Origin of the sequence: Streptomyces spiralis (genome assembly GCF_014654675.1) — a bacterium.
Lineage (GTDB): Bacteria > Actinomycetota > Actinomycetes > Streptomycetales > Streptomycetaceae > Streptomyces > Streptomyces spiralis.
The window spans coordinates 1-17,638 of record NZ_BNBC01000024.1; the positions used below are offsets into that span (position 1 = coordinate 1).

The 17,638-nt window shown below is 71.3% G+C and carries 17 protein-coding genes and 1 rRNA gene; 15 read left to right on the forward strand and 3 right to left on the reverse strand.

The window, feature by feature from the left end; translation table 11 throughout:
* The 10 genes from rrf to IE318_RS23740 form a co-directional block, all read left to right on the forward strand.
* Positions 1–69 (forward strand): 5S ribosomal RNA (gene rrf, locus IE318_RS46865); the annotation flags it as partial.
* Between the two features lie 62 nt (positions 70–131).
* Complete coding sequence (locus tag IE318_RS23700) at positions 132–776, forward strand: HAD family hydrolase (RefSeq protein ID WP_189903494.1); 645 nt, start codon at positions 132–134, stop codon at positions 774–776.
* A gap of 93 nt (positions 777–869) precedes the next feature.
* Complete coding sequence (locus tag IE318_RS23705; protein WP_229903717.1) at positions 870–1,613, forward strand: VC0807 family protein; 744 nt, start codon at positions 870–872, stop codon at positions 1,611–1,613.
* 74 nt (positions 1,614–1,687) lie between these two features.
* The gene (locus IE318_RS23710) at positions 1,688–2,899 is read left to right on the forward strand and encodes an MFS transporter (protein WP_030174135.1); all 1,212 of its coding nucleotides are present in this window, start codon (positions 1,688–1,690) and stop codon (positions 2,897–2,899) included.
* Positions 2,850–4,022 carry an acetoin utilization protein AcuC gene (locus IE318_RS23715; protein WP_189903496.1) on the forward strand — a complete coding sequence of 391 codons (1,173 nt, stop codon included), beginning with the start codon at positions 2,850–2,852 and terminating at the stop codon, positions 4,020–4,022. The genes IE318_RS23710 and IE318_RS23715 overlap by 50 nt, the downstream gene beginning before the upstream one ends.
* A gap of 98 nt (positions 4,023–4,120) precedes the next feature.
* Positions 4,121–4,936 (forward strand): phosphatase, encoded by an 816-nt coding sequence (locus IE318_RS23720; RefSeq protein ID WP_189903498.1) that lies wholly within the window; start codon positions 4,121–4,123, stop codon positions 4,934–4,936.
* A gap of 129 nt (positions 4,937–5,065) precedes the next feature.
* Positions 5,066–5,278: a helix-turn-helix domain-containing protein gene (locus IE318_RS23725; RefSeq protein WP_004984898.1), complete on the forward strand. Its 213-nt coding sequence runs from the start codon at positions 5,066–5,068 to the stop codon at positions 5,276–5,278.
* 179 nt (positions 5,279–5,457) lie between these two features.
* Positions 5,458–5,556: a 30S ribosomal protein bS22 gene (locus IE318_RS23730; protein ID WP_003948845.1), complete on the forward strand. Its 99-nt coding sequence runs from the start codon at positions 5,458–5,460 to the stop codon at positions 5,554–5,556.
* Positions 5,557–5,777: 221 nt separating this feature from the next.
* On the forward strand, positions 5,778–6,839 hold the full coding sequence (locus IE318_RS23735; RefSeq protein ID WP_030174143.1) for an NAD-dependent epimerase/dehydratase family protein: 1,062 nt from the start codon (positions 5,778–5,780) through the stop codon (positions 6,837–6,839).
* Positions 6,840–6,853: 14 nt separating this feature from the next.
* Entirely contained in the window at positions 6,854–7,966 is a 1,113-nt protein-coding gene (locus IE318_RS23740) for a lysophospholipid acyltransferase family protein (RefSeq protein ID WP_189903500.1), read from the forward strand.
* Between the two features lie 110 nt (positions 7,967–8,076).
* Here the strand turns inward: IE318_RS23740 and IE318_RS23745 are convergent, their stop codons facing one another.
* From IE318_RS23745 to IE318_RS23755, 3 genes are all read right to left on the reverse strand, one after another.
* Entirely contained in the window at positions 8,077–9,318 is a 1,242-nt protein-coding gene (locus IE318_RS23745) for a DUF5667 domain-containing protein (RefSeq protein ID WP_189903502.1), read from the reverse strand.
* Between the two features lie 233 nt (positions 9,319–9,551).
* Complete coding sequence (locus IE318_RS23750) at positions 9,552–10,325, reverse strand: ECF subfamily RNA polymerase sigma factor, BldN family (RefSeq protein WP_189903504.1); 774 nt, start codon at positions 10,323–10,325, stop codon at positions 9,552–9,554.
* 400 nt (positions 10,326–10,725) lie between these two features.
* The gene (locus IE318_RS23755) at positions 10,726–11,649 is read right to left on the reverse strand and encodes an HAD family hydrolase (RefSeq protein WP_189903506.1); all 924 of its coding nucleotides are present in this window, start codon (positions 11,647–11,649) and stop codon (positions 10,726–10,728) included.
* A 163-nt stretch (positions 11,650–11,812) separates the two neighbouring features.
* Here IE318_RS23755 and IE318_RS23760 point away from each other — a divergent pair, with 163 nt between their 5' ends.
* From IE318_RS23760 to IE318_RS23780, 5 genes are all read left to right on the forward strand, one after another.
* The gene (locus IE318_RS23760) at positions 11,813–12,106 is read left to right on the forward strand and encodes a glutaredoxin family protein (protein WP_189903508.1); all 294 of its coding nucleotides are present in this window, start codon (positions 11,813–11,815) and stop codon (positions 12,104–12,106) included.
* A 308-nt stretch (positions 12,107–12,414) separates the two neighbouring features.
* A complete protein-coding gene (locus tag IE318_RS23765; RefSeq protein ID WP_030174153.1) occupies positions 12,415–13,185 on the forward strand; it encodes a redox-sensing transcriptional repressor Rex in 771 nt (256 codons plus the stop codon).
* Positions 13,182–14,939, forward strand: coding sequence for a glutamyl-tRNA reductase (locus tag IE318_RS23770; RefSeq protein WP_189903510.1), 1,758 nt, complete (start codon positions 13,182–13,184; stop codon positions 14,937–14,939). The genes IE318_RS23765 and IE318_RS23770 overlap by 4 nt, the downstream gene beginning before the upstream one ends.
* Positions 14,936–15,895, forward strand: coding sequence for a hydroxymethylbilane synthase (gene hemC, locus IE318_RS23775; protein ID WP_189903512.1), 960 nt, complete (start codon positions 14,936–14,938; stop codon positions 15,893–15,895). Before IE318_RS23770 ends, hemC begins: the two co-directional genes overlap by 4 nt.
* Positions 15,892–17,601, forward strand: a complete 1,710-nt coding sequence (locus IE318_RS23780) for a bifunctional uroporphyrinogen-III C-methyltransferase/uroporphyrinogen-III synthase (protein WP_030174163.1) — start codon at positions 15,892–15,894, stop codon at positions 17,599–17,601. Before hemC ends, IE318_RS23780 begins: the two co-directional genes overlap by 4 nt.
* The last annotated feature ends 37 nt before the right edge of the window (positions 17,602–17,638 follow it).

Here is a 17,638-nt window from a genome sequence, read left to right on the forward strand (position 1 = left end):
GAAGCTAAGCCTCACAGCGCCGATGGTACTGCAGGGGGGACCCTGTGGGAGAGTAGGACACCGCCGAACAATTCTTCGGGAAAGGCCCACGCCGGATGGCGTGGGCCTTTTCTGCGTTTATGCTCGGCTGTATGCGCTATGACCTCGTCATCTTCGACAACGACGGCGTCCTCGTCGACAGCGAGCCGATATCCAACCGGCTGCTCGCCGCCTACCTCACCGAGCTGGGGCACCCCACCTCCTACGAGGACTCCATCCGCGACTACATGGGGTCGGCCATGCACCGGGTGCACGACCTCGTCCTGGAGCGGACGGGCAGGCGGCTGCCGGACGACTTCGACGACGTCTTTCACGCCCGGGTCTTCGCCGCGTTCGAGCGGGAGTTGAAGCCGGTCGCCGGTGTCACCGGGGTGCTGGAGAAGCTGACGGCGGACGGGGTGCCGTACTGCGTGGCGTCCTCGGGCAGCCATGAGCGGATCCGGGTGGGACACCGGACGACCGGACTCGACCGGTGGTTCGAGGAGGAGCGCGTCTTCAGCTCGCAGGACGTGGGGCGCGGGAAGCCGGCGCCCGACCTCTTCCTGTACGCGGCCGGGCGGATGGGCGTAGAACCCGAGCGGTGTCTGGTCGTCGAGGACTCCCCGCTCGGCGTGGAGGCGGCCGTTGCGGCCGGGATGGACGTGTTCGGGTTCACCGGGATGACGCCCGCGACCAGGCTCGCCGCGGCCACAAAACTCTTCTCCACCATGGGCGAGTTGGCTGACCTGCTGATATGACCGGGGCCATCGGCTCGGGGCTGACATTTGTCATGCGGACCTCCGGACGATCGTTTCTACTGGAGGACCGCCCTCAGCCGCGAAGCTGAGGGCATGACGACGAACACGAAGCGCGCGAAGCTCGCCCCTCTGCTGGTGGATGTGGCGGTGCCGGTCGGTGGGTACTACCTGCTCAAGGACGCGTTCGGGATGAGCACGCTCGCGGCCCTGGGGTGGAGCAGTGTGGTGCCCGCCCTGCGGACCGTGTGGAGCGCGGTCAGGGAGCGCAGGCTCAACGCGCTCGCCGCGCTCATCCTCTTCGTCAACGTGGTCGGGTTGCTGCTCAGCCTCGTGGCCGGCGACCCGCGGCTGATGCTCGCCAAGGACAGCGGGGTGAGCAGCGCGATCGGCATCGGGATCCTGGTGTCGGTGGCACTGGGCAGGCCGATGATGACCGAGGGCATGAAGCCCTGGCTGCTGAAGGGGGACGCCGCGCGCGAGGCCGCGTGGGCGCGGCTGGTGGCCGGCTCGGCGGATTTCCGGCGCGCCGAGAAGGTCTTCTCGGTGGTGTGGGGCGTGGTGCTGCTCGGCGAGTGCGTGGTGCGCGTCGTGGGGGCGTACACGCTGCCCGTGGACACCATGGTGTGGCTCGGGAATGTGATCATGATTGCCGCGATGGTGATCGGGTTCCTTGTGAGCGGCGCTCTCGCCGCCGGGCCGATGACGCGGATGCTCCTCGCGGAGACGAGCCGCGCCGACCGCACCGCGATCGACCCCACCGCCACCGCCACCGACCGCACGACTGTGACCCCTCCCTCCGCTTCCGCACTCGCGGTGGCCGGTGCCGCCGCCGAGTGACCCGGAGAAGCTGAGCAGAATTCATCTTTGACCGGATCTACCCACCGGTAGCCCGGGGCCCTACGCTCGCCGCCATGACAGAAGTGCTGCGGCGCGGTAGGGCCTCGTTGGCGTTCAGCTTCTTCGCCCAGGGCGTCACCTTCGCCCTTCTCGTGACGCGCATCCCCGCCATCCAGGACCGTTACGGCGTCTCCGACGCCCTGCTGCCCCTCTTCCTGGCGGCCGTGCCGATCCTGGCCGGAGTCGGCAGCGTGACGACCGAGCAGCTGGTGAGGCGGGTGCGGCCCAGCCGGTTGCTGCGCTGGTCCCAGCCGGTGGTCCTGCTGGCCCTGCTCGGGGTGGGGGCCGGGGACCGCCTTGTCGGGATGGCCGTCGCCCTCGCGGCGTTCGGGCTGGCCGTGGGCGTGCTGGACGCCTCGATGAACATGCTCGGGGTGAGCCTTCAGCGGTCGTACGGGCGCAGCATCATGCTCAGCTTCCATGCCGTGTACAGCCTGGGCGGGATCCTGGGGGCCTCGCTGGCCTGGGTCGGGGCGCACTGGCATCTGGCGCTGTGGGTGTCGTATCTGCCGGTGGCGGCGGTGCTGCTGCCGGCGACGCTCGTCGGGAGCCGCTGGTACGTGGACGGGGATCCGGCGCCCCCGGAGGAGCCGGGCACCAAGGGCGGGGGTGTCGTCTTCAAGCTGCTGCTCCCGCTGTGCCTGGTGATGACCTTCGCCTACATCGGGGACTCGACCGTCTCCAACTGGAGCGCGAAGTATCTGAAGGACGTGCTGGGCAGCTCGGAGCAGCTGGCGACCGTGCCGTACAACGTGTACATGGTGACCACGCTGCTGGGGCGGACCATCGGGGACTTCGGGGTGCGGCGGCTGGGGGCCGTGACGGTCGTGCGGCTCGGGACGCTGGTGGCGGCCGGGGGGTTCGCGGTGGTGGCCTCGGCGCCCGGGGCGTGGGTCGGGATGCTCGGGTTCACGCTGCTGGGTCTGGGCCTGTGCGTGCTGGTGCCGCAGACGTTCGCGGCGGCGGGACGGTTGTTCCCGGGGGCCTCCGACGCGGCCGTGGCGCGGCTCAACATCTTCAACTACGTGGGCTTCCTGGTCGGCTCGCCGCTGGTGGGCGCGCTGGGCGACGCGTGGAGCTATCGCGGGGCGATGCTGGTGCCGATGGCGTTGGTGCTGGTGACGTTGGTGTACGCCAGGTCGTTCGAGGCTCAACCGGACCGATACGGTGGCGGTCATGAGCGGCCGCGCACAGCTGATGTGGGACGAGGCAGTAACGGGGTATGACTTCGGGCGGGACCATCCGATGGATCCGGTCCGCTTGGCCCTGACCCGGAAACTGGTCGGCGCCCTCGGGCTCGACCGGGAGGCGCATGTGGTGGCGGCCAAGCCGGCCGGGGAGTCGACGCTGCGGCTGGTCCACCGGGAGGACTACATCGAGGCGGTGAAGGCCGCGTCGGCGGATCCGGCTTCGGCGGACGGGTCGTACGGACTGGGGACGCTGGACGATCCGGCCTTCGCCGGGATGCACGAGGTGTCCGCGCTGATCGCCGGGCAGTCGGTGGGGGCGGCGGAGGCGGTCTGGCACGGGGACGCGTCGCACGCGGTGAACTTCGCGGGCGGGCTGCACCACGCGATGCCGGGCTCGGCCTCGGGGTTCTGCGTCTACAACGACGCGGCGCTGGCGATCGCGCGCCTGCTCGAACTGGGGGCCGAGCGGGTCGCGTACGTCGATGTCGACGTGCACCACGGGGACGGGGTGCAGGCGGCGTTCTGGGAGGACCCCCGGGTGCTGACGGTCTCGCTGCACGAGCATCCCCGGACGCTGTTCCCGCAGACGGGCTGGCCGGAGGAGACGGGCGCCGAACGGGCGGAGGGGTCGGCCGTGAACGTCGCGCTGCCGGCGGGGACGGGGGACCGGGGCTGGCTGCGGGCGTTCCACGCCGTGGTGCCGGAGCTGCTCGCCGACTTCCGACCGCAGGTGCTGGTGACGCAGCACGGCGCCGACACGCACTTCGAGGACCCGCTGGCGCACCTGGCGGTGTCGCTGGACGCGCAGCGGGCGGTGCAGCTGGCCTGCCACGACCTGGCGCACGAGTACGCGGACGGGCGGTGGGTCGCGCTGGGCGGGGGCGGATACGCGGTGGTGGAGGTCGTGCCGCGCTCGTGGACGCATCTGGTGGGGATCGCGGCGGGGCGGCCGGTGGAGCCGGAGACGGTGATCCCGGAGAGCTGGCGGCAGGAAGTGTACGCGCGGACCCGGCAGTTGGGGCCGATGCGGATGACGGACGGGCGGTGGCCGGTGTCCTGGGCGGACTGGGAGGCGGGGTACGACCCGGCGGACCGGCTGGACCAGGCGATCCTGGCGACTCGGCGGGCGGTGTTCCCGTTGCGCGGGTTGCTGGCGTAGGCGGTCGAGTCCCTGCCGTCATCTCCGTGTTAGGCCGACCGTGGGGTGTTCCGTGGTTCCCGGGACGCCCCCGCTCTTGGTCCGCCACCATCGCACTCGTGTTGAACACCGCCGCACTGCGTGCCCATCTGGTGGGTGCCGGACTGGCCGGGGTCGTGGCCACCACCCGGGAGTCCAGTCTGCGCAGCTATCGGCTGTTCGCGGCCCGGGACCCCCGGACGCTGATCGGAATCGATCCCGAACTGGCGTGGGGGCAACGGGATCTGATCGAGTTGATGGCGCGAAGGTGCGGGGTTTCGGCCGATCCGCGGCACACCGTCGGCCGTGACGTGATCGACCCGGAGCTGACGCTCGCCGCCCTGGGGGCCTTCGCGGACCGGCTCCGCGCGGTCGCCCGGCGCGGCGCGTGCGTGCTCCTGGGCACCGGGCACCCGCACCGGCTGATCGGCTTCTACGCCGCGCTGGCGGACGCGTTGTCGGCGGCGGGATGTACCGTCCTCACCCCGGCGCAGGGTCGCTGTGTCGACATAACGACCCGGTTCGGTCTACGCACGTTCCGTCTCGCATACGTACGGGGCGTCGGGCTGGTGCGGCCGGCCGGGAGCGAACGCCCCGGTTGTGAGACCGGCGCACACTCGCACTCGCCGCTCCCGGTTCGGCTGGCGCTGGAGGCGGCCGCGGACGCCGGCGGCCCACTGCCCGAGCTGGTGATCGGGGACCACGGCTGGGTCTGCGGAGCAGGTCAGCTGGGGTTCGAGGCCATGGGGCTGGCCGATACGGACGACCCCGCGTTGTTCGTGGGGCAGGCGGAGGGGCGCGTGTCCGTCGTCGTTCCGCTTGATGACGCGGTGCGGGCCGCCTACTACCGCCCGGTCACCCGCTACGTGCTCGATCGAGCGTGTCTGTCACAGTAGGCCGCCGATGGGTGCACCTCTTCCCCACTTGCATCACCCGCCCCTAGTCTGGGGAGTGAGCACGCAGCGACGAAGAGTCACCGGAAGGGGAAGCCGGTGGCCGTCGAGTGCGGAAGGTGCAGGTGTGTCATGGCTGCAGCTGGCGAGAGGCCTCTGAACGAGGTTCAGTTCCTTACCGTGGCGGAGGTCGCCTCGGTGATGCGAGTGTCGAAGATGACCGTGTACCGGCTGGTGCACAGCGGTCATCTGCCCGCGATCCGGGTCGGGCGGTCCTTCCGCGTCCCGGAGCAGGCGGTTCACGAGTACCTCCGTGAGAGCTATGTGGGGGTGGAAACCGCCTGACGGCGAGCGACCAGAAGATTGCCCGGAGGGATCCGTATCGGCAGCACAGGGCACTTCCGGGTCCCTCCGGACACCTCGATTAACAAGAGCGGCGCTCCTGCGGGTAGGCTGACCCCTCGTAGGTCGTGTGGGCCCATGGCGCCCAAACACCGAGTGATGAGAAGTGAGCGAGGGTAGTCGTGGGCTCTGTTATCAAGAAGCGGCGCAAGCGGATGGCCAAGAAGAAGCACCGCAAGCTGCTGAAGCGCACGCGCGTCCAGCGTCGCAACAAGAAGTAGTGACGTCCGTCGCGCCGTGATCATGTGATGATCCAGTGCGCGGCATCGCGAGAGCGTGAGTGCGGCCCCCCACCCCCCGGGTGGGGGGCCGCACGCGTTCCTCACCTGGTGGGGGCATTTTCGTCACTTCGTGCAGCCGGCGGTCATCACAGCGCAACAGCGACCCGATAGGTTGGCGTCCACGGGGAACGCGGTGTGCGACACGAGGGAAGGCGCTGATCGTGGGACAGGTCGTGCTGGTGACCGGAGTGGCCCGCCGGCTCGCGGGCCGGTTCGTACGGCGGATCCAGCGTGATGCGCAGGTGGACCGGGTCGTCGCCGTGGACGCGGTACCGCCGGAGCATCATCTGGGCGGCGCCGACTTCATCCAGGCGGACATCCGGCAGGCCACCATCGCGCGGGTGCTCGCCGAGACCGGCGCCGACACGGTCGTCCACATGGACGTCACCGGCACCGCGCTGGGCGGCGGCAGCCGGGCGACGGTCAAGGAGACCAACGTCATCGGGACCATGCAGCTGCTCGGCGCCTGCCAGAAGTCGCCGAGCGTCAAGCGGCTGGTGGTGAAGTCCAGTACCAACGTCTACGGCTCCGCCTCCCGGGACCCGGCGGTGTTCACCGAGACCACTCCGGCCAAGTCGCTGCCCAGCGGCGGCTTCGCCAAGGACGCGGTCGAGGTCGAGGGATACGTCCGCGGTTTCGCGCGGCGGCGGCCGGACGTGGCCGTGTGCGTGCTCAGGTTCGCCAACATCCTCGGGCCGACCGTGGATACCCCGCTGGCCTCCTACTTCGCGCTGCCGGTGCTGCCGACGGTGTTCGGCTACGACCCGCGGCTGCAGTTCGTGCACGAGGACGACGTGATCGAGGTGCTGCGGATCGCCTCGCACGAGGCGCGCCGGGGCACGCTGAACAGCGGCACCTTCAACATCGCCGGTGACGGTGTGCTGCTGCTCTCGCAGTGCTCGCGGCGGCTGGGCCGTCCCACGGTGCCGCTGCTGCTGCCCGCCGTCACGTGGGCGGGCTCGTTGGTGCGTACGCTGGGTATGACGGACTTCTCACCGGAGCAGATCCGGCTGCTCACCCACGGCCGGGTCGTGGCCACCGATCAGATGCGCGACACGCTGGGCTTCACACCCAAGTACACGACCGCGGAGACGTTCGCGGACTTCGTCCGCAGCCGCGGCCCCGGACTGCTGCCGCCGGAGGCCCTTTCGGGGGCCGTCGACCGGATCGCCGCGCTGTCCCTCCGGGGCAGCGGCCACCCCCCGACGCAGAGCGCCAACTGAGGAGCGCAGCAACGATGGCGGACGCCAAGGTCATTCCGTTCGACGACGACCGGTCCCGCGGGGGCGCCGGAGCACGGCCGTCGCGGCGCCGGAGCACGGGGAGCCGGCGCTCCGGCGCCGAGCCCGCGGTCGTCCGGGAGGTGCAGCCGCTGCCCGCCAGGGTGGCCGCCGCACCGGAGGGCGGTCCCGAGACCGGTGAGAGTCCGCAGGACCGGCCGGCGCTTCAGGCGGGGCCGTCGCTGCCGTCGCCGCCGGCGCGCGAGCCCGGGGAGGGCGAGGGCGTGCGCGGCGGCCTGGAGCGGCGTGTGGCGAGCGGTCTGTCGTTCCTGCGCCGGCGGCTGACCGGGGAGTACGACGTCGACGACTTCGGCTACGACGCCGAGCTCACCGACCAGGTGCTGATGTCCCTGCTGCGGCCGGTGTACGAGAAGTACTTCCGGGTCGATGTGAAGGGCATCGAGAACATCCCGAAGGCGGGCGGCGCGCTGATCGTCGCCAACCACTCCGGGACGCTGCCGCTGGACGGGCTGATGATGCAGGTCGCCGTCCACGACCACCATCCGGCCGGGCGGCATCTGCGGCTGCTCGCCGCCGACCTGGTCTTCGTGCTGCCGGTGGTCAACGAGCTCGCCCGCAAGCTGGGCCACACGCTCGCCTGCACGGAGGACGCCGAACGGCTGCTGGGGCAGGGCGAGCTGGTCGGGGTGATGCCGGAGGGGTTCAAGGGCATCGGGAAACCTTTCAGCGAGCGCTACAAGCTTCAGCGGTTCGGCCGTGGCGGTTTCGTCTCCACGGCGCTGCGGCAGGGCGCGCCGATCATCCCCTGCTCGATCGTCGGGGCGGAGGAGATCTACCCGATGATCGGCAACGCCAAGACCCTGGCCCGTCTGCTCGGCTTCCCGTACTTCCCGCTGACGCCGACGTTCCCGTGGCTGGGCCCGCTGGGGGCGATCCCGCTGCCGACGAAGTGGACGATCCAGTTCGGCGAGCCGATCCCGACGGACGGGTATCCGCCGGAGGCGGCGGAGGATCCGATGCTGATGTTCAACCTGACCGACCAGGTCCGTGAGCAGATCCAGCACACGCTGTACAAGCTGCTGGTGCAGCGCAGGTCGGTGTTCTTCTGAGTGTTCTTCCGAGTCCGGCGGTGCCACGACGATGGGGGCGCCCTCGTGCTGAGGGCGCCCCCATCGTCGTGGACCGGTCTTCGCCTGTGCCGTACCCCTTCGCCGTACGCCTACTTCGCGTCCTCGCTGTCGATGCCGAGGCCGGGGAGGAGGCCCGGGAGAAGGGGCGGGATGGTCACGTCCGGGCCGCCGGCGGGCGGCTTGCTCTCGGACGGCGAGGCACTGCCGCTGGCCTTCGGCGGGTCGAGCAGGCCGCCGGTGGTGCCGCCGAGCAGGCCCTCGGAGGTCTCGCCGCCGGAACCGGCCGAGGTGCTGGGGCTGCCGCTGTGGGACTGGTGGCCGCCCGAGGGTGTTCCGGTGCCGGGCCGGGCGGACCGGTTGGCGCCGGGTGGCTCGGTGGAGGAGTGAGCACCGCTTCCGTGCTGCGTGCCGCTGCCGTCACCGGAGGCGGGGGGCTGCGGGAGCAGTGACTGGAGCGGGGCGACCTCTTGGTCTATGGCGTCGAACACCGACGACACCTGGTCACTGACGTCGCCGAGCTGCACCGGCAGCTTCTCGCGCAGGGCGCCCCAGGTCTCGCGGTGGGACTTGGAGAACGTGGAGAGGGCCTGGATGGGGCCGAGGTGGTCGGGGTCGCGCTCGTACGCCTCGTGCAGCAGGCGGTGGCCTTCGGACGCGTCGTGCTGCATCCCGGTCAGGGTGCGGCGGATCTCGCCGAGGGACTCGTGGTCCAGGTGGCCGCCGCGGCCGCGGTCGAGGAGCCGGCGGGCCTCGTTCAAACGGGTCGAGGCCAGGTCGAGGTAGGCCTGGCCCTGCTCGTCGGCGCCGTCGGTCAGGTAGTTGAGCTTGAAGTCCTCGATGCCGCGCTTCAGGCCGTACAGCGAGTCACCGGGGAGGGCGTCGGAGCTGGCGGCGGCCACACCGCCGAAGGCTCCCGCGGCCACACCCACGCTGAGTCCGCCGGCCGCCAGGCCCTTGGTCAGCCGCGTGCGCGGCCGCAGTTTCCCCAGGCCGCTCGCCCGGTGGGCGCCTTTGCCCCGATGGGATCGCTGGCCGGGCACTGACAGGTCACTAGCCTCGCCCGCAGCGGTGCCCTCCTGCATCATGGCCTCCATCGCGGCCACCAGTTGGGCCCGCTGGACGACCTTGACCTCGGGGTCCAGCTCCGGCCGGGGCAGCGCGCCCAGACCGTCGGCGAGAGCCAACAGGCGGCCCTGCTCGGTCTGTTCCGCGGCTGCCGGCGCGGGGGCCGGTCCTTCGGACTGCTCGGCCGCCGTGCCCCGGTCGGACAACTCCTCCAGGGCCTGGGCGAAGGCGTTCGCCCGCCGGTGCGCCGATACGTTCGCGATCACTGGCGGCACCTCCTCTCGTCATGACGGTCGACTCCCCTGGGGTCCTGAGGGTTGCCCACCCACGTCCGCACCACCCGAACGAGTGATCAGCGTGGGCCAAGGCGTGACCACAGGGAGCCTGTATCCCGCACAACGAGCGGCTCGGCACTTCGGTTACGGACACCGGAGCATCCGATCGGTAAGTCAACGTGCCGTGACACAGCGTGAGTTGACGGTCGCCGAGCGTGGGCCGATCAGCGGGCGTCGTCCGGGAGGAGCCGGGCGAGGGTGCGCACGGCCCGGTACTGAAGGGTCTTGATGGCGCCCTCGTTCTTGCCCATCACGCGGGCGGTCTCCGCGACGGAGAGGCCCTGCAGGAAACGGAGCGTGACGCACTCCTGCTGCTGGGGGTTGAGTCGTCGGACGGCGTCGAGGAGGGCGGCGTTGGACAGGGACTCCAGGACGGAGTCCTCGGGGGAGCGCTCGACCTCGTTGGCGTCGAGCATCTCGCCGGTGGTGACCTCGAGGCGGAAGCGGCTGGACTTGAAGTGGTCGGCGACGAGGTTGCGGGCGATGGTGACCAGCCAGGCGCCGAAGTCGCGGCCCTGCCAGGTGAAGGTGCCGATGCGGCGCAGGGCGCGCAGGAAGGTCTCGCTGGTGAGGTCCTCGGCGGTGGCCTTGCCGCCCACGCGGTAGTAGATGTACCGGTACACGGTGTCGCTGTACTGGTCGTAGAGGCGGCCGAAGGCCTCGGCCTCGCCGGCCTGGGCGCGCTCGACGAGGTCCATCATCCGGGCGCTGTCGCTGTCCGCGGCCGGGCGGCGGGCGGTCGCCCCGGCGGACGGGCGCCCGCGTCTGCCCACGGCGGCGGCGCCGCCCTCGGCCAGCGCGTAGCACGGGCCTACGGGGGCGGCGGTGGCGAATGCGGGGCCGGCATACGGCGTGGGGACGAGGCCGCGCAGCAGGTCGAGGACCGTTGCGCGGAGCGTAGCCAGGCCCGAGGCGTCAACCCCGACGTGTGGGTACACGGGACTCCCAGAGGCAGAGCTTCCATCACGTGCAGTGCGGAACCGTTCACCCGTCGTGGCGACGGAGGGGTACCGGTTTGCGTCTGAGGAGAATAACGCTTCGTACAGGCACTGCTACACCGAGTTGCTCAAATCATCGATTACGTCGCTTCCGTAACCGATTGACGCCCTATCAAGTGCCGCAGAGTGACCGTTTGTTGACCGATCTGGTCCGGGTTCGGTGTCAGTCGGGGGCGTGTTGTGGCGGTGTACCGCCAAGGAGAATGGCCAGGGCGGTACACGGGTATGTTCGGTCGTTTGATCGGAATCCGGGTGCGTCGCACATGCGTGAGCATTGCGAAGCCTCCCGAGGGCCGTGGGGTCCGTCTCGGGTGGGCTCTGGTTACGCTCCGTGCAGCTGCTACCGGCGGCGGCGGTGGAGGGCGATGGCGGCCGCGGTGCCGCCGGCCACCGCGCCGACGCCCGCCGCGGCGGGGATGCCGACCTTGGCGGCCTTGCGGCCGGTGCGGTAGTCGCGCAGGCGCCAGTCCATCTCGCGGGCGTGGCGGCGGAGTTTGGTGTCGGGGTTGATGGCGTAGGGGTGGCCGACCAGCGACAGCATGGGGATGTCGTTGTGGGAGTCGCTGTAGGCGGCGCAGCGGGACAGGTCCAGGCCCTCCGCCGCCGCCAGGGCGCGTACCGCCTCGGCCTTGGCCGGGCCGTGCAGCGGTTCGCCGACCAGGCGACCGGTGTAGACGCCGTCGACCGACTCGGCCACCGTGCCCAGTGCGCCGGTCAGGCCGAGGCGCCGGGCGATGACCTGGGCGATCTCCACCGGCGCGGCGGTGACCAGCCAGACCTTCTGGCCGGCGTCCAGGTGGGCCTGGGCCAGCGCCCGGGTGCCCGGCCAGATCCGCTCGGCCATGTACTCGTCGTAGATCTCCTCGCCGATGGACTTCAGCTCGGCGACGCGGTGCCCCTTCACGATGGACAGCGCCGAGTCGCGGGCCTCCTGCATGTGCTCGGGGTCCTCGACGCCGGCCAGGCGGAACCACGCCTGCTGCCAGGCGAACCGGGCGAGGTCGCGCGTCTCGAAGAACTTCCGCTTGTACAGGCCCCGGCCGAAGTGGAACAGCGCCGCGCCCTGCATGACGGTGTTGTCCAGGTCGAAGAAGGCGGCGGCGCGTTCGTCCCCGTGCACCGGGAACTCCGCCTCCTGCGGGGGCGGTACGACCTCCGCCTCCTGCGAGGACTTGCGCGCGGCCTCCGCCGAGGCCTCGCCTGCCAACACGCTCCGCGCGGTGGCGGAGCGCCTACGGGGGGTGAGCCATCCGAGAGCGGCCATGGCGTGAGCATAGCCAGTCTGTTCGGTGGTTCCGGAGCCATGAGGTTCGCAGGCCGTGAACTCTGCACGTCCGTGTCGTTAAAGGGATCGTGGGGCCGGGCCTGCAGGAACTGGTGAAAGCGGTCGTGGGAAGGGGTGGGGGTGCGCCGGGGGACGGGCGACAATGGCCGACATGAGTCCCCTCTTCCGCCGTAAGCCCCCCACCCCCGGGGACCGGCTCGTCACGCTCGTCCGCAAGCCCGGCTGTCATCTGTGCGACGACGCGCAGGCCGTCGTCGAGAAGGTCTGCGCCGACCTCGGCGTGCCGTGGGAGCAGAAGGACATCACCGAGGACGCGCGGCTGTATGACCAGTACTGGGAGCAGATCCCCGTCGTGCTGATCGACGGCGAGCAGCACACCTTCTGGCGTGTGAACGAGGAGCGGTTGCGCAAGGCGCTGACCGGCAGGTCTGTGTGACGGCCCCGTCCGGGAACTGACCGACGAGTTCAAACTGGCCAGAAGTCGCTTAGGATCGACGGCGACCTGGTCTCGGGGGTGGGGATCGTAGAGGAGCGTGTGCGGTTTTGCCCCCAACAAAGAAGGAACGCGGGTGCGAGTGCGCCGGTTCCCCGCGCGTGCGCCGGGGGCGCGTGACCCCGGTCACGTTGGCCGGGCAAATCGGACACAATCTTTGTGCACGCGTTCACAAAGACATAGCCTGCTGTCGACGGGGCGGTCTGGGGACGTATGACCGCCCACAGCCCCGCTCTACCCGCAGGAGCACCGTGGCAACTGGCCGAACTCACCGACCGGCGACCCGTAGCCGAGGGATTCCCGAGGCCACCGTCGCCAGGCTTCCGCTGTACCTCCGAGCCCTGACCGCACTGTCGGAGCGCTCGGTCCCCACGGTCTCCTCCGAGGAGCTCGCGGCCGCGGCGGGGGTCAACTCCGCGAAGCTGCGCAAGGACTTCTCCTACCTCGGTTCCTACGGGACCAGGGGCGTCGGCTACGACGTCGAGTATCTCGTGTACCAGATCTCCCGGGAACTGGGGCTGACCCAAGACTGGCCGGTTGTGATCGTCGGTATCGGTAACCTCGGCGCCGCACTCGCCAACTACGGCGGCTTCGCCTCCCGTGGCTTCCGGGTCGCCGCCCTCATCGACGCCGACCCCGCGATGGCCGGAAAGCCCGTCGCCGGCATCCCGGTCCAGCACACCGACGACCTGGAGAAGATCATCCAGGACAACGGCGTGTCGATCGGCGTGATCGCGACCCCCGCGGGCGCCGCCCAGCAGGTCTGCGACCGGCTCGTCGCCGCCGGGGTGACCTCCATCCTGAACTTCGCGCCGACCGTGCTGAACGTCCCGGACGGCGTGGACGTGCGCAAGGTCGACCTCTCCATCGAGCTGCAGATCCTCGCCTTCCACGAGCAGCGCAAGGCCGGCGAGGAGTCCGCCGCCGACACCGCGCTGCCCGCCGCTGCCGCTGCCGCCGCCCGCAAGGCGTCCGCCGACCAGGGGCCCGACGGGGACGTCCCCGCCGTGATGCCGGCATGAGTCTTCTCGTCGTCGGACTGAGTCACCGCAGCGCCCCGGTCAGCGTGCTGGAGCGGGCCTCGCTGAACACGGACGACCAGGTCAAGCTGTTGCAGGACACCGTCGCCGCGGAGCCCGCCACCGAGGCCGCGCTCCTGGCCACCTGCAACCGCATCGAGCTGTACGCCGACGTGGACAAGTTCCATGCCGGTGTGGCCGAGCTGTCCACCCTGCTCGCCCAGCACAGCGGCGTCGGCCTGGAGGAGCTCACCCCCTACCTCTACGTCCACTACGAGGACCGGGCCGTCCACCACCTGTTCTCGGTGGCCTGCGGCCTGGACTCCATGGTCGTCGGCGAGGGCCAGATCCTCGGCCAGATAAAGGACTCCCTGGCCCGCGCGCAGGAGCTGCACACCGCCGGGCGGCTGCTGAACGACCTGTTCCAGCAGGCCCTCAGGGTGGGCAAGCGCGCCCACTCCGAGACCGGGATCGACCGTGCCGGACAGTCCCTGGTCACCTTCGGCCTGGAGCAGCTGTCCGCGGGCACGGCCGTCACCGACTGGGCCCGCGGCAAGAAGGCCCTGGTCATCGGCGCCGGCTCGATGTCGTCGCTGGCCGCCGCCACGCTGGCGCGCGCCGGCGTCGCCGAGATCGTGATCGCCAACCGCACCCAGGAGCGCGCCGAGCGCCTGGCGCGGATCCTCACCGAGGGCGACGACACGGACGTGCTGGCCCGCGCGGTACCGATGAACGCGGTACCGGCCGAGCTGACACGTGCCGACGTCGCCGTCTCCTGCACCGGCGCGACCGGACTGGTCCTGACCGCCGAGTCGATCGCCGCCGCGGTCGAGGGCCGCACGGGCGCGGCCGCCAAGGAACTCGACGGCGAGAGCCTCGGCGGCGAGAGCCCGGCCGAGGACGCCGGGGAGCGCCGTACGGCCGTGAAGACGGACGTACGCGAGACCCCGCTGCCGCCCGCCACCCTCGGCGCCGAGGAGGGCTGCCCGCTCGACCTGGCGTCCGTGGAGCCCGGCTTCTCCCTGCTGGGCGAGTCGGCCGTCGCCGGCATCGACGCGGCCACCCTGGAGCAGCACGGCACCTGGGTGGACAACGGCACCGTGGACCGCCGGGAGCACGCCGACCGGGTCGTCGAGGCCGACGCCGAGCTGATCACCGCGCTCGCCGCGACCGTCGCCAGGGTCGGCCGCGTCCCCGAGCTGCGCAGGCCCGAGCCGGTCGCCGTGGCGCCGCGCCCCGAGCCGGTGCTGTTCCTGCTGGACCTGGCCATGCCGCGGGACATCGACGCGGCCGTGCACCGGCTGGCCGGGGTGCGCCTGGTGGACATCGAGTCCCTCGCGGAGGCCTCCGCGGACGCGCCCATGGCGGCCGACGTCGACCAGGTCCGCCGCATCGTCGCGGGCGAGGTCGCGGACTTCGCGGCGGCCCAGCGGGCGGCGCACATCACGCCCACCGTCGTCGCCCTGCGCACCATGGCCGCCGACGTCGTGGCCAGCGAGATCGCCCGCCTGGAAGGGCGGCTGCCCGGCCTGGACGGCAAGCACCGGGCGGAGATCACCCAGACCGTGCGGCGCGTCGTCGACAAGCTGCTGCACGCCCCGACCGTCCGGGTCAAGCAGCTCGCGGCCGAGCCCGGCGGCGCCGGGTACGCGGACGCGCTGCGCACCCTGTTCGACCTCGACCCGGAGACGGTGGCCTCCGTCTCCAGGGCCGACGAAGACTCCGAGAAGAACGGCAAGAACCGAGGGCCGGCATGAGTACCAAGGCACTGAAGCTGGGGACCAGGCGAAGCAAGCTCGCCATGGCCCAGTCCGGGCAGGTGGCGGACGCCGTGAGCCAGGTGACCGGACGGCCCGTCGAGCTCGTCGAGATCACCACCTACGGCGACGTCTCCCGCGAACACCTGGCGCAGATCGGCGGCACGGGCGTGTTCGTCGCGGCGCTGCGCGAGGCGCTGTTGCGGGGCGAGGTGGACTTCGCGGTTCATTCGCTCAAGGACCTGCCCACCACGCAGCCCGACGAGCTGGTCCTGGCCGCGATACCCGAGCGCGAGGACCCGCGTGACGTGGTCGTCGCCCGGGACGCGCTGAAGTTCACCGACCTGCCCCGCGGGGCGCGGATAGGCACCGGCGCGCCGCGCCGCATGGCCCAGCTGAACGCGTACGCCCGCGCCCACGGCCTGGACATCGAGACGGTTCCGATCCGGGGCAACGTCGACACCCGTATCGGATACGTCCGCGGCGGCGAGCTGGACGCGGTCGTGCTGGCCGCGGCCGGACTCAACCGGATCGGCCGCAGCGACGAAGTGACCGACTTCCTGTCGGTCGACACGGTTCTGCCCGCCCCCGGCCAGGGGGCCCTGGCGATCGAGTGCACCGCGGGCAACGCGGAACTCCTCGCCGTGCTCGCCCAGCTCGACGACCCGTTCACGCGGGCCGCCGTGACTGCCGAGCGATCACTGCTCGCCGCCCTGGAGGCCGGTTGCAGCGCCCCTGTGGGCGCCTTGGCCGACCTTCTGGCCGACGGGCAGATTGTCAAGGAAATGCGCCTGCGCGGCGTCGTCGGTACGACCGACGGCTCCACGCTGGTGCAGCTGTCCACCACCGGTCCCGTGCCCCAGACGCACGATGAGGCGATGGCGTTCGGTCGCGAACTCGCCACCGAGATGCTCGCCCAGGGCGCGGCCGGTCTGATGGGGGAGCGAGCACATTGAGCCCCACCACCCTTCCCGCCGCCGGTCCGGAACACGGGCACGTCACCTTCCTCGGTGCCGGACCCGGAGATCCGGGACTGCTGACACTGCGCGCCGTCGAGGCGCTGGCGAACGCGGACGTCCTCGTCGCCGAGCACGAGGTGCTCGACGTCGTACGTACGCACGCCCGCCAGGGTGTCGCCGTCGTGCACACGGACACGGATCCCTCGTCGGACCCTGTTCCGGGCACGGGCACACCCCAGCTCACGGTTGTTGACAGCACGTCAACAACCGTCGGAGCCCCCGCGGTGCGGGATGCCGCACATCTTGTCATGGAGGCTGCGCGGGGCGGCAGGCGGGTCGTCCGTGCGGTGTCCGGGGACCCGGGACTTGATACGGACGCCGCCGCCGAAATGCTCGCCTGCGCCGCGGCCGGGGTGCCCTTCGAGGTCGTCCCCGGCGTCGCGACCGCCGTCGGTGTGCCCGCGTACGCCGGTGTGCCGCTGCGTGACGCCGAGGGCACCGACGTACGGTTCGTCGACGCCCGCACCGCCTCCGACCGCTGCTGGACGGAGGTCGGCGCCTCGGACGGCACGGTCGTGGTGTCCACGACGCTGGACTCGGTGGCCGCAGCGGCCGGCGAGCTGGTGTCGGCCGGCCGCAAGCCGGACACCCCGATGACGGTGACCGTCGCCGGTACGACCACCCGCCAGCGCACCTGGACCGCCACCCTCGGCACGGTCGCGCAGACCCTGAAGCAGGCCAAGGTCCTGCCGTCCCCGGACGGCGGCCGGCCGGTGATAGCGGTGGTCGGCGAGCGCAGCGCCGCCGCGCAGCGCGACCAGCTCTCCTGGTTCGAGTCCAAGCCGCTGTTCGGCTGGAAGGTGCTCGTGCCGCGCACCAAGGAGCAGGCCGCGTCGCTCTCCGACCAGCTGCGCTCCTACGGTGCCGTACCGCACGAGGTGCCCACGATCGCCGTGGAGCCGCCGCGCACGCCCCAGCAGATGGAGCGGGCGGTCAAGGGCCTGGTCACCGGCCGCTACGAGTGGATCGCGTTCACGTCGGTCAACGCGGTCAAGGCGGTCCGCGAGAAGTTCGAGGAGTACGGCCTGGACGCCCGCGCCTTCGCGGGCATCAAGGTCGCGGCGGTGGGCGACCAGACGGCCAAGGCCCTGATCGCCTTCGGCGTGAAGCCCGACCTGGTGCCGAGCGGCGAGCAGTCGGCGGCCGGCCTCCTGGAGGACTGGCCGCCCTACGACCCGGTGTTCGACCCGATCGACAGGGTCTTCCTGCCGCGCGCCGACATCGCCACCGAGACGCTGGTGGCGGGCCTGATCGAGCTGGGCTGGGAGGTCGACGACGTCACGGCGTACCGGACCGTGCGCGCCTCGCCGCCCCCGGCGGAGACCCGCGAGGCGATCAAGGGCGGCGGCTTCGACGCGGTCCTGTTCACCTCGTCCTCCACGGTCCGCAACCTCGTCGGCATCGCGGGCAAGCCGCACAACGTCACGGTGATCGCCTGCATCGGCCCGGCGACGGCGAAGACGGCGGAGGAGCACGGCCTGCGCGTCGACGTCATGTCACCGGAGCCGTCGGTCCACAAGCTCGCCGAGGCCCTCGCCGACTTCGGCATGAAGCGCCGCGCGGCCGCCCTGGAGGCCGGCGACCCGGTGACCCGCCCGAGCGAGCGGCGCCCGGGGGCACGGAGGCGTCGCTCGACGACCTGAGCCGAGGTGAGCCGAAGCGGTTGGAGCGCCCTCACGG